Here is a 15,499-nt window from a genome sequence, read left to right on the forward strand (position 1 = left end):
ATGCTGATCGAATTATTTTTCTACGAAACGGCGGATTCTCGCCACCGCTTCTTCAAGCTGCTCCAGGGAAGTAGCGTAGGAGAGCCGGACGTTTTGCGGAGAACCAAATCCGCTGCCCGGAACGACCGCCACGTTTTCCTCCTCGAGCAGTGCCTTTACCCATTCGTCGACATCTTTATACGAAGCAGCTGCCTCCTCGACGTTCGGGAACAGATAAAAAGCACCTTCCGGTTTCACGCAGGTGATTCCCGGAATCGAAACGAGCTTGTCATAAATGGTGTTCAGCCGTTCACTGAATGCCTGGCGCATCGTTTCTACAGCGCCGTCATCCTTTGTATAGGCAGCGATGGCTCCGTACTGGGCATTCGTTGTCGGGTTGGACGTTGAATGGCTCGCAAGGCTCGTCATTGCCTTCACAATGGCACGGTTGCCGGCTGCGTAGCCGATTCTCCACCCGGTCATTGAATGGGATTTGGAGACACCGTTGACGACGATGGTCTGCTCCTTTAATTCCGGGGAAAGCTCTGCGATGGATGTGTGCTGCTTGTCCCCGTAAATCAGTTTTTCATAAATTTCGTCGGAAACAATCAGCAGACCTTCTGCCCTGGCGGCTTCGCCGAGCGCCTGCAGCTCCTCGCGGCTGTACATGGTGCCGGTTGGATTGCTCGGAGAGTTAATAATGACGGCCTTCGTTTTTTTCGTTACCGCCCCGCGCAGCTGCTCTGGAAGAATCTTAAACTGGTTTTCCTCCTTGCCGTCCACAAATACCGGGCGCCCGCCGGCAAGCTTAACCTGTTCCGGGTAGCTGACCCAGTACGGCGTTGGAATAATTACTTCATCCTCCGGGTCGAGAATGGTTTGAAACAGCGTGAACAAAATGTGCTTGGCGCCAGTACCGACGATGATTTGATCGCGGGTGTATTCCAGCCCCTGGTCCTGCTTAAACTTTTGAATGACCGCATCCTTCAGTTCCGGCAGGCCGCCGGAAGGAGTGTATTTTGTTTTTCCTTCCTGCATGGAACGAACAGCTGCATCGATTACGTACTGCGGAGTATTAAAATCCGGCTCGCCGGCGCCAAGGCCGATAACATCCTCGCCGGCTGCCTTTAGTTCATTGGCTTTGGCGGTAATCGCCAGGGTTGACGAAGGGGTAATTTCTTTCACTCGTTGGGACAATTCCATACTCTTTCCTCCTCAATGGTTTCCGTGCTCAATCTATCCATAGTTAGTGTAAAGAAAAGCGAAAAGGAGTTCAAGCGTGGTTTCCGCCGCTTAACCGCGGTCCAGGCTGAAGCTTTTCACAAATTCTCCCGTTTCCATATCAATGTACACATAATGCTGCTGGTTTTCTGTCCGGTATTTGCCTTCATATACCGGACGGTTGTCTTCGTAGCCGGGCGTCACCATCCGCACAGCGTCAATTCCCTCTTCTTCCACTATACGATCCTCAGCCTCCTGGATGCTCAGCGTATCAGCCGCCGCCAGGCGTTCGAGCAGTTCCCCGTCGTGGAAAAACAGCCAGTCCCTGCTGCCGTCATTGGTTTCGACGCGCGCTGTTTTTACCGGCTGTTTGCCGTTATATATAAACGTATTCTGTACTTCGGCGACATTGTTTTCTTCAAGCGCCAGTGCTTCTGCCCGCTCCCTGTCGTCAGCGAGGGGCGCACGGGCCTGAAAGTAACCGACCAAGAGCCCCAGAACGACCAGAAAGACAATTAAAAAAGCCGCGATCGTTATCCAATTTTTCACGACATATCCCCCTATGTGCGGTAAATGGTAAACACCATCTGCTCTTCGTTTTCCTTATCAAGAGAAAGGCCGAACATTAATTCTTCCTGCTTTAACGTGCGATTCAGCGTATCAACAATTTTATACAGATCGGACGACGCTTCGATTTTGACCGACGCGACGACTTCAAGCTGTTCGTTTCCCATCGTTTCACCTCACCCGGCGTACTATAAGTACGCTTCATTTAATTTACGGTAATGGCGGTTGGCCTCGGCGTTAATTTTTTCTTCATCGAGCGTCAGAAGTTCGCCGTCTTTCATCAGCTGTCTGCCGTTCACAAAGCTGTCCGTCACATCCCGTCCGGAAGCTGCGTACACCAGATGCGATAAAATATTATCGTATGGCTGAAGCGCAAATGATTCACTGTCAATCAGAATAAAGTCCGCCGCGGCCCCAGGCTCCAGCTTGCCGCTGTCGCTAAATCCCATCGAAGCGGCCCCGTTTTCGGTTGCCATCTTCCAGACTGCTTCCGTTTCAATCGAGCTCGGGTCCTGAAAGGCGACCTTCTGCATCAAAGCGCCCAGTCGGAGCTCCTCAAACATATCGAGGTTGTTGTTTGACACAGCGCTGTCTGTGCCGATCGTGATCCGGAGACCGCGCTTGAGCATTTCGGGAATGCGAGCGATACCCGATCCGAGTTTGGCATTGCTCATCGGATTGTAGGAGATGGTCACTTCCGGCACGCTCATGTCGTCAAGGTCTTCATCTGTCGCGTGCACGACATGCGTAAGCATCGCCGGACGTGTGTAAAACCCGATCTCTTTTAGCTTCTTGGCCGGAGTCATCCCGTAATCACGCCGATAATCCGCCACCTCTTTAGCCGTTTCCTCCAGGTGAATGCCAAGCGGCAGGTCGTATTGGTGCCCGGCATCAACGGTCTTTTCCAAAAACTTCGGCGTGCACGTATACGGTGCGTGCGGGAAAAGCATGCCCGTTATCCGGCCGCTTGAGTCCTGCTCCCATTCATTTAAGTCCCGGGCCGCCGCTGCCAGCTTTTCGCTCTGCTCCTCCGGCGTTCCAATACTCATCATCCCTTTGGAAATCATGGATTTGATGCCGGAGCTTTTCACGAGCTCGTACGTGTTCTGCATGCCCATGTGATACATATCAAGAAACCCGGTCGTTCCGGTGCGGATCATTTCCGCAAGAGCAAGACCCGTACCGGCCTCCGCTGTTTCGTTGCTAAACAGACGCTCGCGCGGCCATACATGGTTGTTCAGCCATTCCTGGAGCACTACATCGTCCGAAACGCCCCGCATCATCGTCATCGGCGTATGTCCATGGGTGTTGTACAGGCCCGGGCTGAGCCACTTGCCCCGTCCGTCCAGAATATCGACGCCGTTCTCTCTCTCCGGATAGTCTCCAGGCTCTACTTGAACAATTTTACCGTCCTTGACTTCAATATGGCTTTTGACTGCCTGAACACCGCGTGCATTCGGGATTGGGTAAACGTGCTCGATTACAAAGTGTTTCATCCCCACACTCCTTTTCAACGTTTTTTTACTTCTTTAAAAAAGTCAGCGATACGGTCCAGTACCGCATCCATCGGTTCATAATACGTATTCGTCCGCGGAATCGAGTCAATAAATGACGAGCCGTAGGAAGCTTCCATAATCCGCTTATCGAGTACTGTTACCACACCCCGGTCCTCGGAATGACGGATCAGCCGGCCAAAGCCCTGTTTGAACCGAAGGACGGCGTGCGGCAAGGCCTCTGCGTAAAACGACCTTTTCCCCTGACGCTGCATTTTATCCGACACAGCTTCGTAAACGGGGTCTGTCGGCGGGGAGAAAGGCAGACGCACAATTATCACGTGCTGCAGCTTTTCCCCGGGGATATCGACGCCCTCCCAGAACGCATTGGTTCCAAGCAAAAGCGCATTGTCCTGCTGCTGAAACAGCTTGGTCAGCTTGGCATGGGTGCCGCTCGTAATCCCCTGACCAATGACGCTCAGCATTGATTCTTCGGTCCACTCCTTCAGCTGATGGTACACCTGCTTGAGCATGTTAAAGGAAGTAAACAGCACCATCGTTTTTCCTTCCGTAATGTTGACAGCATGAAAAATATATTCGGCCGCTTCCTGCGCAAAGTCAGCGTGTTTATCATTCACTCCGGAAATGTCCTTTGGAACGAGAAGCTGCGTCTGCGAAGCATAATGATAGGGAGAAGCAATCAGGCTTGTCTGCGGCAGAAAATCGTCCAGCCCCATTTTTGATTTCATGTATTCAAATGAGCCGTTGACTGCAAGGGAGCCGGAGGTAAGCACGACGCTGTCTTTTTTCATAAACAGCTGTTCACTCAGCTCCGAGGCCACCTCCACCGGCCGGGCGTAGATGTACGCAGCATTTTTGGCTCCGCTCTGCTCCGCTTCCACCCAGTAAACCTGTTCGGATTCCCGTTCAAACAACAGATGGAACAGATTGTCCCCAAGTCCGTCCAGCCGCTCCATGTAGGCGTTCAGTTCGGCAAGTTCGTTTACAAAGCTTTTGGCAGACGGCTGCGTCTCCCATGCTTTTTCGAACGTTTCCCACGCCTTAAATTCCTGTTCCAGCAGGGTGAGGAAACGGCGCCCAGCTTCCTCCACCTGCTCCCACACGGGGCCGGTTTCCCCGCCGGGTATGAAGCGCTGGCTGTACCGGCCCACTTCCGAGCGCCGCCGGCCGGAAGCCGTGCGGCACCACCGCGTGAGCAGGCGAAAGAGCTCGTCGCATTCATACATCAGCACCGCATGGTTATCCTCGCGTTCCTGGTACCAGCCGGGCTCAAACACAATCCCGGCTTCTTCACCAAACCAGATGAGCGGGCGTACAACGCTCTGCTTTGTATCCAGGCCGAACCTGCGGAGCAGCCGGTTTGCTTTTGTATAGTGAACGGACCTGCCTGCATATTTTCCCGCTGTTTCCGGCAGGTGATGCGCTTCATCAATGATTACGTTCGGATAGGCGGAAAATAAATTTTTCCCCTGGTACATATCGCTCAAAAGCATCGCATGATTGGTGACGACGATATCAGCATATTCGGCTTTGCGGCGGGCGCGCGCATAAAAACAATACGCCTCCCATCCTCTTTGAGCGTGCTCATCCTGATAATGATTCTGGCGAAGACTTTCCCAGAGAGCATTCCTGCGGCCGCCGGCCATATTAATTTCATCAAGATCTCCGTGCCGGGTTTCCGTCAGCCATATCAACACTTGGCCGAGCCCGAGCGCTTCTTCGAGCGAAAACTGGCGGTGCTGCAGCCATTTTTCAAACCGCTGCAAAGAGATGTAGTTGCCGCGGCCTTTTAAAACAGCCACAGACACCCGGTCGTCAATCAATCGCTCAAGCAGCGGAAGATCTTCATTCATCAGCTGCTCCTGCAGGGTGAGCGTCTGGGTGGAAATTAATATTTTTTGATTGTATGTACGATGATATTTTACAGCCGGAAGCAGATAGGCGAGTGTTTTCCCCAGACCGGTGCCCGCTTCTATAACAGCGTGAGAGCGTTCCTCAAACGAGGCATAGACCATTTCTGCCATCTCCAGCTGGCCCGGACGCTCTTCAAAACGGTCCCAGCCCCGGCTTTTAGCATGACTTCCGCTCAGGGTCTCCTGCAGCGATACATTCCTCTGCTCCGGTTTTTCTGCCGGAAGCTCTTTGCGGAACACAATGCCGTGGTTTTCCTCTAAATCATAGGGAAGCTGCTGCGGTGCTTTTGCAATGCAGCGCTCAACATACTGGTGAAGATCACTGTGCAAAAAGGCAGCCAGCCGGTCCAGACGGTGAAGCACGGCCTTTGGAAGCACAGCTAATTTTTTACGGATGGATATCCACAGCTCTGCAGTGACGAGGGCATCGCTGTCCGCCCGGTGCGGACGCTCATGGTCGAGATCCAGCCACGACGTGATCTGCGACAGCCGAAAACCCGGCGCTTCCGGATAAGCGAGTCTCGCACACTCTACTGTATCCACCACAGGTCCCTGAAACAGTGGAAACCCGGCTTCCTGCATGCCTGCATTGATAAACGCCAGATCAAACTGCACATTATGCCCGACAAAGGCAGCATCCTCAAGCCAGGCGGTTAACGTGGGAGCCACCTCAAAAAACTCCGGGGCATGCTCCACGTCCCGGTCCCGGATACCGGTAAACTGTTGGATAAAAGGAGGGATCGGCATATGCGGCTGAACAAAGGTGGAAAGAGTGTCAAGTATTTCTTCATCCTCCATCAGCACTGCGCCGATTTCAATAATTTTTGCTCCTTTTCTCGGAGACGTGCCGGTTGTTTCTACATCTATGACTACATATTTCTGTCCCATCTGCCTGCCTCCTTTCTTCCGCTATTCCGGCGGGGGACCGTCCAGAATTTCGCCGCTGTGCACCGTCTGAATACTGCCGTCTGTCTTTTGAACCTGCAGGGCCCCTTCGTCCGTTATACAAAGAGCTGTTCCCTCCACTGTCTGCCGGGAGGTTTCCACCTGAATAAAGCTTCCCAGCGTATCTGTTTTATTGGACCAGGCAGCTTTGACTGCACCGAATCCATTCGTTAAGTATTCATTATACCAGGACTCATAGCTTTTTAAGATAGATGCAATAATCTGCGGACGACTCTGCCGGACTCCTGCATACTGCCGGATGGAAGCCGCTTTTTCCGCAAGCTCTCCGGTAAAATCCCCATCAGCCTGGTTTACATTAATACCCATGCCGACAATAACTGTCTGTACTTCATCCATGTCTGCCTGCATTTCCGTCAGTATACCTGCTAACTTCCTTTTATGAATACGGATATCGTTCGGCCATTTAATCGCAGTCGGTTCCGGAAGATAGCCGTCAAGCGCCTCGGCAAGAGCCACTGCCGACAGCAGGGTGAGCTGCGGAGCATAGCGGGGAGGCACCTGCGGGCGGAGCAGCAGACTCATCCAAATGCCCTGTTCCGGGCTGCTCTGCCACGAGCGCCCGAGTCTCCCCCGTCCCTCCACCTGTTCATTTGCCACAGCAATAAGGCCCTCCACGCCTCCTTTTTCAGCCTGCTCCCGTACAATTTCCTGGGTGGAGGTTACGGTATCGTTATAAATAATCGAACAGCCAAGACGCTCAGTTGTAAGATGAAGCATAATTTCTTCTGTGCCGACCCGGTCGGGAAAACGCACCAGCCGGTAACCGCGCCGGGATGCTGCTTCGATTTCATATCCATTTTTCCGCAGCTCTTCGATCTGCTTCCAAACTGCGGTACGGGACACCTGCAGTTCGTCGCTGATCTCCTGCCCGGACACCGGACGATCCCGGTGGGCCATCAACAGCTGCAGCAATCGGTTTTTATTCATCGTACATTTCCTCCAAATAGGCTAACAGCTTGTGTTCACTGTTTTCTACCTTTTCATTCACGACCGCCTGCTCTAAAAATGCGATCACCTGCCCGATTTTCGCTGTGCCTTCGTAAGCCGGCATTGATGCGATTGACTTCGGCGGAAGGGCGAGTTCCTGCCTGGAATGAATCGGAAGAGCCTCCCATGTCTTTTTCCATTCTGCGCATGTCCGCCCCCGGTAAGTAAAATACTTCCACTGTTTGAGCTTCTCCAGATCTGACACCTGCTTTGGACCGAAATAATACAGCCACTGCCGCCACGTATCGGGAGAAGCCGAAACATCGACTCGCTCGAGCAGCCAGCGGCACTGCTTTCTTGCCTGATTGGAAAACCGCCACCCATTCAGCATGTCCAGGCTTTTTCGTCCGTACAGGGCGTACAACAGCGCCGCCCATGAAACTTTTGCGCCCGCCGGGAACTGTACAAGCGTGGGATGGTGAAAAAAGGGGGAGCCCGTCCGGACTGCCTCCGGAAAATAAGAAAACAAACGCAGCTCTCTCATGTTTTCGAGGGCGCTCAGGCGCTTCTTTCCTTCAAGCAGTTTGGTTATTTCATCGCGTATTCGTTCCACGGCGGTATGTGAAAGCCCAGCCGCAGCTGCTTCCGCTGCCCGCTCAGCTTCCGGATCCAGCGAAAAACCGAGAACCGCACTAAAACGGAACGCCCGTATCACCCGGAGTGGATCGAGGAAAAAGGCTCGTTCAGCTGACTCGGGCGTGCGCAGTACCTTCTTACGGATATCTTTCTGTCCGTTAAATGGGTCTATCACTGCGCCGCGTGCATCTGCTGCCATCGCGTTGCATGTGAAATCCCGCTGCTTCAGGTCCTCTTCAATTGTTTTTGCCCCTTCCCGGAACGGGGTAACTTCCACGATACTGTTTCCGCTCTTCACAAGCAGCGTACCGAATTTTTCCGACGGCTTCACTGCGTTCGGAAAAACAACCGAAAGCTCTTCAGTGGTCGCAGCCGCTGCTATGTCCATGTCGCTCGGCGCCCGGTTCATCAGCCGGTCACGTACGGCTCCGCCTACAATATAGGCAGTAATACCGGTTTTTCGTAACGTCTTAATAACAAGCAGCGCCTCTTCCCACGTCTGCTGCCCGTTCATTACCCGTCCTCCACAGTCCGGCGGTACACTTCTTCATATTGGGCTACGATGCGCGAGGAGGAGAAATTTTCTTCCACCACGTCGAGCGAGCGCTGTTTAAACCTTTTCATCCTGTCTGGATCCGTCAGCAGTCCGACCGCCTGCTGGGCAGCCAGTTCCACTGCCCCAAGCGGCACAACATAGCCGGTTTCATTATGAAATACCACCTCAGGAATACCTCCGATATCTGTGCCAATGACTGGCACGCCGCACGCCATCGCTTCAAGTGCGGCCAGGCCGAAGCTTTCTTTTTCCGAAAGCAGCAGCATCAGATCGGCAATGTGCAGATAGTCGGCTACCTGCCGCTGATTGCCTAAAAACAGCACGTCCTGGTCAACGCCGAGCTTTTTCGCCTCCGCCCATGCCTTTTCCCGGTCCGGTCCGTCCCCAAGCATAACCAGCTTACAAGAAACCTCTGCCTGTACTGCTGCAAATGTCCGAACGACGTCTACGACCCGTTTCACCGGCCGGAAATTAGAGACGTGCAGAAGCACCTTTTCGTCCTCGTCGATGTTGTATGCTTGTTTTAAATTCTTCTTTTCCGTTTTCGGACCGTACACCCGCTCATCCACGAAATTGTAAATCGTATGAATATCACGGCCGACTTCAAGCATCTGCTTTGTCTGCTCCACCAGAGCGTCCGATACTGCCGTCACTTCGTCCGATCGCTGAATGGCATAACGGATAATATCACGAAGCGAGGAATCATGGCCAAGCACAGTAATGTCTGTACCGTGCAGCGTTGTTACTACCTTCACGGGATGATCGGTCATGTCCCTGGCCAAAATCGCACAGACAGCGTGAGGCACGGCGTAATGCACGTGCAGGACGTCGAGCTGCTCCCGGTTGACAACTTCCGCCATTTTGCTTGCAAGCGTTAATGAGTACGGCGGGTACTGGAAAACTTCGTATTGGTTTACTGAAACTTCATGGTAATAAATATTCGGTGAGGTTTCGGTTAAACGATAAGGGATGGCCGAGGTGATGAAATGAATTTCATGGCCTCGTTCAGCAAGCAGCTTGCCAAGCTCCGTCGCAATCACTCCTGATCCTCCCACCGTCGGGTAGCACGTTATTCCAATTTTCACGCTTAGTCACTTCCTTGTCTGCCGGGCACCTGTTGAAAAAGCATCGGAGTTTCGGCGATAAACCCTTCCGCGTAAGTCACTCCCGTTTCTTTGCCGAATAGTCTGTCTCTTGCCTGTATCGTTTCGAGGTACCCGTCCGTAAGCGGTGTGCTTACGGCCTCTTCTCCCGGATTAAACTGGCTTTTATACGCCTTTAACGCCGCTTCTTTGTCGCCGGCGGCCGCGGTGATGTCCACATAAAAGGCGGGCCGGTGGTAGCCGTTGATCATGTAGTAGTACATGTTTGGCACCTTGTGGGCGTTTTCGTCCACGCCCGGATACAGCTTGACCCCTGCATCAAACACAGCCCGCTTAACAATACTTCCGGCGTCACCGTGGTCCGGGTGCCGATCGATGTAGTACGGCGCGAATATCGTGTCCGGCTGGATGCGGCGGATCAGCTGCACTAGCTGGGTGTACTCTTCCTGGGTTACTGCTGTAAGCATCCGGTCCCTCCAGGTAAGCTGGAGCCGTCCGGCACCGAGGATCTCTGCTGCCCGCTCTGCTTCCTGCTGCCTAGTTTCCACGGTACCGTTGGATGAAAGATCTCCTTCTGTAAGGGAAAGCATGTAGACATTGTCGGTTTTACTGTGCAGCGCTACCGTCCCGCCCATCCCGATTTCAATATCATCAGGGTGGGCCCCGACGGTTAACAGCGTTCGTTTATGTGTCATATTGATCTGTGGACTCCTTTAAAATATCCCGGAAGGCAAACAGCCCGTGTTCGAGCCCTTTGATCAGCACCTCAGCTGCGGCCATGTTCGTCGCAAGCGGCACCCCATGTACGTCGGCGAGTCTCATCAATGCGGTGATATCAGGCTCATGCGGCTGCGCGGTCAAAGGGTCCCGGAAAAAGAGCACCAGATCCACCTGCTGTTCTGCAATTTGTGCCCCGATCTGCTGATCGCCGCCGAGCGGCCCGGACTGGTACTGTTTAACATTCAGGCCTACCTCCTCCTTCAGCCTCCCGCCGGTCGTTCCGGTTGCTGAAAGGGTATGGCGCTCGAGAATATGCCTGTATGCTTCGGCAAACCGGATGAGGTCATCTTTTTTCTTATCATGGGCAATCAGTGCGATATTCATAAAAGTTTCCCCTTTACTCCAGAATGTTTTCGAGGCCGTACACGAGTTCCTTCATGGTGACTACCCGTTCAATCGCAAATTTGACACCCGGCATAAATGACGCCCGGTTGATTGAATCGTGACGGATCGTCAGCGTCTGGCCTTCGCCGCCAAACATCACCTGCTGATGAGCCACCAGGCCGGGAAGGCGCGTACTGTGAATCCTCATGCCGTCGAGCTCTGCTCCGCGCGCTCCCGGCATCGTTTCTTTTTCCTCCGGATGTCCCTGTGCTTTTTTGGTGCGGTTTTCCTGAATAAGCTTTGCTGTTTTCACAGCGGTGCCGGACGGGGCGTCAAGCTTTCGGTCATGATGCAGTTCAGTAATCTCAACATCCGGGAAGTAGGCCGCAGCCATTTGCGACATTTTCATCATCAGAACAGCACCGATAGCAAAATTCGGCACAATAAGCACTCCCCGTTGCTGCTCTTTTGCTTTCTGACGCAGGCGGTCGAGATCTTCATCGGTAAAGCCGGTCGTACCGACGACCGGTGCAAGGCCGTAGTCGAGTGCTTTTTCGGTATGTACCTTTCCAATTTCCGGTGTGGTCAGGTCTACAAAAACTTCTGCTTCGACTTCGCCGAGGCACTGGTCAACGTCCGTATAGACACGGGCCCCGGATTTTGGCATACCTTCGATTTCCGACAACAGCGAGCCTTCGTATTTATGGTCCACAACAGCGGCGAGGTGCAGGTGCTCCGCTGCTTCAATCATATGTACAGCTTCCTTACCCATGTTTCCTCTCGGTCCGGCAACGATAACGCGGATTAATTCAGTCATTTGTCATTCTCCTTTTTCGTCCATCTATCCTGATCTCTTGTTTCAAACTTTTCCATTACGATACGGAACGCTTCATCCAAATCAATATCAAGTGAGTTCGCAAAGCAGATGAGCACAAACAGCAGATCGCCCATTTCCTTATTCAGTGATTTATGCTCTTCGCTTTCTTTTTTCGGCTTTTCCCCGTAGTAGTGATTAATTTCTCTGGCAAGCTCTCCAGTTTCTTCTGTCATTCTTGCAAGCATGGCGAGCGGACTGAAATACCCTTCTTCAAACTGGCCGATGAAGGCATCCACTTTTTCCTGCATTTCTTTCATCGTCATTTGTTCCTGGTCCATTCCGGCGTCCTCCTTTCAATCGTATAAAAATCAATTCAGTTTGACAAACATAGATTGCCTCACGCCCCGGGCTTTACTATAATGTAACGGTTGATACAAGCTTTCCGGCCGGAGAGGAGGAACCATCGTGAACATTTGGATACATACCCGCAATATCTTTTTTGTCGTGCTCGGCTCTGCTATTATGAGTTTTGGACTTGTCTATTTTAACATGCAAAACCAGCTAGCGGACGGCGGCTTTACTGGTATTACCCTAATTCTTTATAATTTATTCAATATCAACCCTGCCTTCAGCAACCTCGTGCTGAATATCCCTGTCCTGATTCTGGGCTGGCGTCTGCTCGGGCGCCACGTCTTCGTTTATACGTTAATAAGCACGGCAGCAGTCAGCTTGTTTTTATGGCTGTTTCAGGAGGTTGAGCTTCTCCATCTGCCGCTCCAGGATGATCTTGTTCTTGTCGCCCTGTTTGCCGGCGTTTTTGTCGGCTCGGGCCTCGGCATTGTTTTCCGGTACGGCGGCACCACCGGAGGGGCTGACATTATCGCCAAGCTTGCGAGTAACGTGTTCGGCTGGACGATGGGACGCTCGCTGTTTATGTTTGATGCTGTTGTAATAACCGCTTCCCTCCTGTATTTAGACTACCGGGAAGCGATGTACACGCTCGTGTTTGTCTTTGTGGCCGCCCGCGTCATTGACTTCATTCAGCAGGGAGCATACTCCGGCAAAGCCGCTATGATCATTTCCGACCTGGCTCCGGAAGTAGCAGACGCCATTCTGCAGGAGATGAACCGCGGAGCGACTATACTAAATGGGAAAGGCAGCTTCACCCGCCAGGAAAAAGAGATTCTTTACTGCGTCGTTGGCAAAAACGAGCTGATGCGCCTGAAACACCTTGTTGAACGGGTGGACCCGCACGCCTTTGTTACGGTTAACGATGTCCAGGATGTTATCGGCGAGGGCTTCACCCTCGATGAAAACAAAAATCCGCTGCAATAAGGCGTCTCAGCTCCGCATTTTCATCAGCAGCAACACACAAAAAACACCTGCTCCGGGCATCGGGCAGGTGTTTTTTACTATTCTTCGCTCGTCATCAGGAACATGGCGATAAAACGCCCCAGTTCAAGCACGGCTACCAGAGCAGCTGCAACGTACGTTAATGCAGCGGCATCGAGCACTTTTTTCGTTTCCCGCTCTTCATTGTTGCTGATAATACCGGTCGCAACAATCTGATTCATGGCCCGGCTGCTGGCATTAAATTCCACCGGAAGGGTGACAAGCTGGAACAGCACGGCGGCCGAGAAAAACACGATACCGGCCAGAAACATGCCGGTTGACTGCAGCAAAATACCGGCGAGAATTAAAAAGAAGGAAAGGTTGGACCCGGTCGAAGCCACAGGGGCAAGCGTAGAACGGAACCGTAAAAACGCGTAGTTTTCCGCATCCTGAATCGCGTGCCCCACTTCGTGGGAAGCGATCGCCTGAGCCGCTACTGTCGAATTGTAATAGTTATCCTCCGACAAGCGGACAACTTTTTTCGAAGGATCATAGTGATCCGTTAATTTTCCTTTGGTCGGCTCTACTCGTACGTTATAGATGCCGTTTTCCTCCAGGATTTTTTTTGCCACAGAGGCTCCTGTCATGCCGGATGAATTGCTTACGTTCGAATATTTTTTGTATGCTTTTTTCACTTTGGACTGCGCCCAAAGCGGAATGAGGATAAGCGCTGCTAAATATAACAGAAGCATTCCCATTTTTTCTCATCCCTCCATTTATATATACTTATATTGTATGCAGACGGGGGTATATTGTCAAAGGTTCTGCTCTATTCCTCCATGAGCCGAAGTTTTGTCCGGCCGGGGCTGAGCCTCCACCAGAGCAGTATTCCTGCAGAAATAATACTGAGCCAGAACGTCCCATAGCCAATCAGGGAAATATACGGCTCGAGCGACGCTGACACCCAGGGATACATTCCAAAAACGTAGTCAATCACATCATTATGTAATGTCCATACCGCTGCTGCCCCGATATGCCAAAGCTTCACCCGGTAGTACGGCAGATACAAAAAAGCCTGCAGCGCCATGCCGGCGTGAGAAGCAATAAGCATGTAGTGCTGCCAGCTGAGCGCCTCTCCGGCCACGCCGGAAAACACGTTCATTCCTACCGCCCAAAGCCCGTACTTTACAAGCGTTATAAAAGCGAAGGCTTCCGCCAGTCCGCTCCTCCTGCCGATAATGTACAGCCCGAGTACAATCGTAAAAACCAGGCTTGCCGTCGGACTGTCCGGGACGAAGGGCAGAAACACAGCCGGCGTCTGCTGCAGCTGCTGGCCGTACCAAATGTAGCCGTAAATGGTGCCGAGCGCGTTAATGATAAAAAGCGGGATTAACACGTAAGGCGTCCCAAACCATCCAAGTAGCTGTTTCACTGTATCATCCGCCTCGTTTGATATGTAGGAAAAGACACGAATTTCGTGTCTTTATTCGCTCATGCGAAGGTCTTCAAGCAAAAGCTGAAGCTCTGTGTTGTCCGGCTGCATGGCTGAAGCCTGTTCCAGGTGCTTCAGCGCATTCTCCCGGTAGCCGAGTTCAAGCAGCAGACGGCCGTATTCTTCAAGAAATACTTCGTTTTCCTGATATACGCTGTACACTTCTTCGTATTTTTCTTTCGCCTCCACAGGCTCGTCCTGAAGGTTTTTAGCCCGGGCATAATACCACTGAAAACGCACATCCGGCTCGCCCATTTCGTATAAATGATCAATAAGATCAATCATCGCCTCCGGTTCCTCCTGCTCCATCCACATGCTGAGCAGCGCATTCGCCGCTTCAAGATGTGCCGGATTTAAAGCAAGTGCCTCCCGGAGATATTTTTCTCCCTCTTCTTCATTGCCAAGCGCCATATACAGCTTCCCGGCCTCGGTATATAAATTTTCATTGTATTCATCTTCTTTAATACCAGCCTTCGCTGCTTCCAGGGCTTTTTCATGATCTTCGAGCCCTTCGTAGCTTCGCACGAGATATGGATAGAGTGCCACAAAGTCTTTATCCATGTTCCGGAGCTCTTCGAATTTCTCCGCAGCCAGCTGATAATCGCTGACCTGCAGCGCCGTATAGCCGTACCCGAACAAGGCATGGAGTTCAGTGTGTTCTTTCAGTCCGGCCTCGTAGTAGCTCAGCGCATCCTCAAACGAACCAGTCACGCTGTATGCTTCAGCGAGACGAAGGCTCAGACTGCCGTCCGGAAATTTAAACCCGGCGCCTTCGGCCTGTTTCAGATATGGAATACTTTTAGCGTAGTCCCCCCGGGATAAATAATAATCCCCAACGGCGGCAAGCAGTACCGGCTCTTCAGGACTCTGCTTTAAGGCATCCAGCAGCTTTTGCTCCGCTACTTCATCGAGCCCCTGCATCTGGTACAAATCAGCAAGCAGCAGCTGCGCCCGCAGATACTCTTCGTCCGACTCTTTCACCTCGAGCAGCCATTCAATCGCCTCATCTTCATCGTCCAGGTCGATCGCATTCTCGGCTGCTGTCGTCAGCAGTGCCCCCTCATCGGGATAGCGCCCGAGCAGATCTTCAATCAGCGGCTGTGCCTTATCTGAGCGTCCCAGTTCCTGGTACATTTCCACTATATCGTATTTTTCCTGATCGTTCGCAGAGTGGCTGTATTTCTCCATCTCTTCGAGCCCTTTTTCCGTATCGCCGTTTCTTATCGTTTCAAGGATCGTTTCTAAATTCACGCCGTCAACAACCTTTCTTCCAGGTAAATCTCGTTTAGCACTGTGTAATTATAGCAAACATTGCCCGCTGTGACGAACAGAAAACCTTCCCCGTACCGATTCTGATAACGTTTACAAAAAC

General features: G+C 52.2%; 16 protein-coding genes. 1 reads left to right on the forward strand and 15 read right to left on the reverse strand.

The window, feature by feature from the left end:
• Positions 1 to 12: 12 nt before the first annotated feature.
• The 12 genes from BLV22_RS03105 to BLV22_RS03160 form a co-directional block, all read right to left on the reverse strand.
• Entirely contained in the window at positions 13 to 1,182 is a 1,170-nt protein-coding gene (locus BLV22_RS03105) for a pyridoxal phosphate-dependent aminotransferase (protein WP_091611133.1), read from the reverse strand.
• Positions 1,183 to 1,272: 90 nt separating this feature from the next.
• Positions 1,273 to 1,749, reverse strand: a complete 477-nt coding sequence (locus tag BLV22_RS03110; protein WP_176967628.1) for a PepSY domain-containing protein — start codon at positions 1,747 to 1,749, stop codon at positions 1,273 to 1,275.
• A gap of 11 nt (positions 1,750 to 1,760) precedes the next feature.
• On the reverse strand, positions 1,761 to 1,934 hold the full coding sequence (locus BLV22_RS03115) for a YpmA family protein (RefSeq protein WP_022792243.1): 174 nt from the start codon (positions 1,932 to 1,934) through the stop codon (positions 1,761 to 1,763).
• Positions 1,935 to 1,955: 21 nt separating this feature from the next.
• Complete coding sequence (locus BLV22_RS03120) at positions 1,956 to 3,263, reverse strand: amidohydrolase (RefSeq protein ID WP_091611138.1); 1,308 nt, start codon at positions 3,261 to 3,263, stop codon at positions 1,956 to 1,958.
• A 14-nt stretch (positions 3,264 to 3,277) separates the two neighbouring features.
• Entirely contained in the window at positions 3,278 to 6,082 is a 2,805-nt protein-coding gene (gene dinG / locus BLV22_RS03125; protein WP_091611140.1) for an ATP-dependent DNA helicase DinG, read from the reverse strand.
• Between the two features lie 21 nt (positions 6,083 to 6,103).
• Positions 6,104 to 7,087 carry a biotin--[acetyl-CoA-carboxylase] ligase gene (locus BLV22_RS03130; RefSeq protein ID WP_091611143.1) on the reverse strand — a complete coding sequence of 328 codons (984 nt, stop codon included), beginning with the start codon at positions 7,085 to 7,087 and terminating at the stop codon, positions 6,104 to 6,106.
• Complete coding sequence (locus BLV22_RS03135) at positions 7,080 to 8,237, reverse strand: tRNA nucleotidyltransferase/poly(A) polymerase-related protein (protein ID WP_091611146.1); 1,158 nt, start codon at positions 8,235 to 8,237, stop codon at positions 7,080 to 7,082. Before BLV22_RS03135 ends, BLV22_RS03130 begins: the two co-directional genes overlap by 8 nt.
• On the reverse strand, positions 8,237 to 9,364 hold the full coding sequence (gene bshA / locus BLV22_RS03140; RefSeq protein ID WP_091611148.1) for an N-acetyl-alpha-D-glucosaminyl L-malate synthase BshA: 1,128 nt from the start codon (positions 9,362 to 9,364) through the stop codon (positions 8,237 to 8,239). Before bshA ends, BLV22_RS03135 begins: the two co-directional genes overlap by 1 nt.
• Before the next feature lie 2 nt (positions 9,365 to 9,366).
• On the reverse strand, positions 9,367 to 10,077 hold the full coding sequence (bshB1, locus tag BLV22_RS03145; RefSeq protein ID WP_091611152.1) for a bacillithiol biosynthesis deacetylase BshB1: 711 nt from the start codon (positions 10,075 to 10,077) through the stop codon (positions 9,367 to 9,369).
• Positions 10,067 to 10,486 carry a methylglyoxal synthase gene (mgsA, locus tag BLV22_RS03150; protein WP_091611155.1) on the reverse strand — a complete coding sequence of 140 codons (420 nt, stop codon included), beginning with the start codon at positions 10,484 to 10,486 and terminating at the stop codon, positions 10,067 to 10,069. The genes bshB1 and mgsA overlap by 11 nt, the downstream gene beginning before the upstream one ends.
• Before the next feature lie 13 nt (positions 10,487 to 10,499).
• A complete protein-coding gene (gene dapB / locus BLV22_RS03155; protein ID WP_091611159.1) occupies positions 10,500 to 11,303 on the reverse strand; it encodes a 4-hydroxy-tetrahydrodipicolinate reductase in 804 nt (267 codons plus the stop codon).
• Positions 11,300 to 11,641 carry a nucleotide pyrophosphohydrolase gene (locus BLV22_RS03160; protein ID WP_091611162.1) on the reverse strand — a complete coding sequence of 114 codons (342 nt, stop codon included), beginning with the start codon at positions 11,639 to 11,641 and terminating at the stop codon, positions 11,300 to 11,302. The genes dapB and BLV22_RS03160 overlap by 4 nt, the downstream gene beginning before the upstream one ends.
• Positions 11,642 to 11,768: 127 nt before the next feature.
• Between BLV22_RS03160 and BLV22_RS03165 the strand changes: the two genes are divergently transcribed.
• Complete coding sequence (locus tag BLV22_RS03165) at positions 11,769 to 12,638, forward strand: YitT family protein (protein WP_281241092.1); 870 nt, start codon at positions 11,769 to 11,771, stop codon at positions 12,636 to 12,638.
• 77 nt (positions 12,639 to 12,715) lie between these two features.
• Here the strand turns inward: BLV22_RS03165 and BLV22_RS03170 are convergent, their stop codons facing one another.
• The 3 genes from BLV22_RS03170 to BLV22_RS03180 form a co-directional block, all read right to left on the reverse strand.
• The gene (locus BLV22_RS03170; RefSeq protein WP_091611167.1) at positions 12,716 to 13,393 is read right to left on the reverse strand and encodes a zinc metallopeptidase; all 678 of its coding nucleotides are present in this window, start codon (positions 13,391 to 13,393) and stop codon (positions 12,716 to 12,718) included.
• 71 nt (positions 13,394 to 13,464) lie between these two features.
• Complete coding sequence (locus BLV22_RS03175; protein ID WP_091611170.1) at positions 13,465 to 14,067, reverse strand: DUF1405 domain-containing protein; 603 nt, start codon at positions 14,065 to 14,067, stop codon at positions 13,465 to 13,467.
• 51 nt (positions 14,068 to 14,118) lie between these two features.
• Positions 14,119 to 15,378 carry a tetratricopeptide repeat protein gene (locus BLV22_RS03180; RefSeq protein WP_091611173.1) on the reverse strand — a complete coding sequence of 420 codons (1,260 nt, stop codon included), beginning with the start codon at positions 15,376 to 15,378 and terminating at the stop codon, positions 14,119 to 14,121.
• Between the last annotated feature and the right edge of the window lie 121 nt (positions 15,379 to 15,499).

Source organism: Marinococcus luteus, from assembly GCF_900106595.1.
GTDB classification, from domain to species: domain Bacteria; phylum Bacillota; class Bacilli; order Bacillales; family Marinococcaceae; genus Marinococcus; species Marinococcus luteus.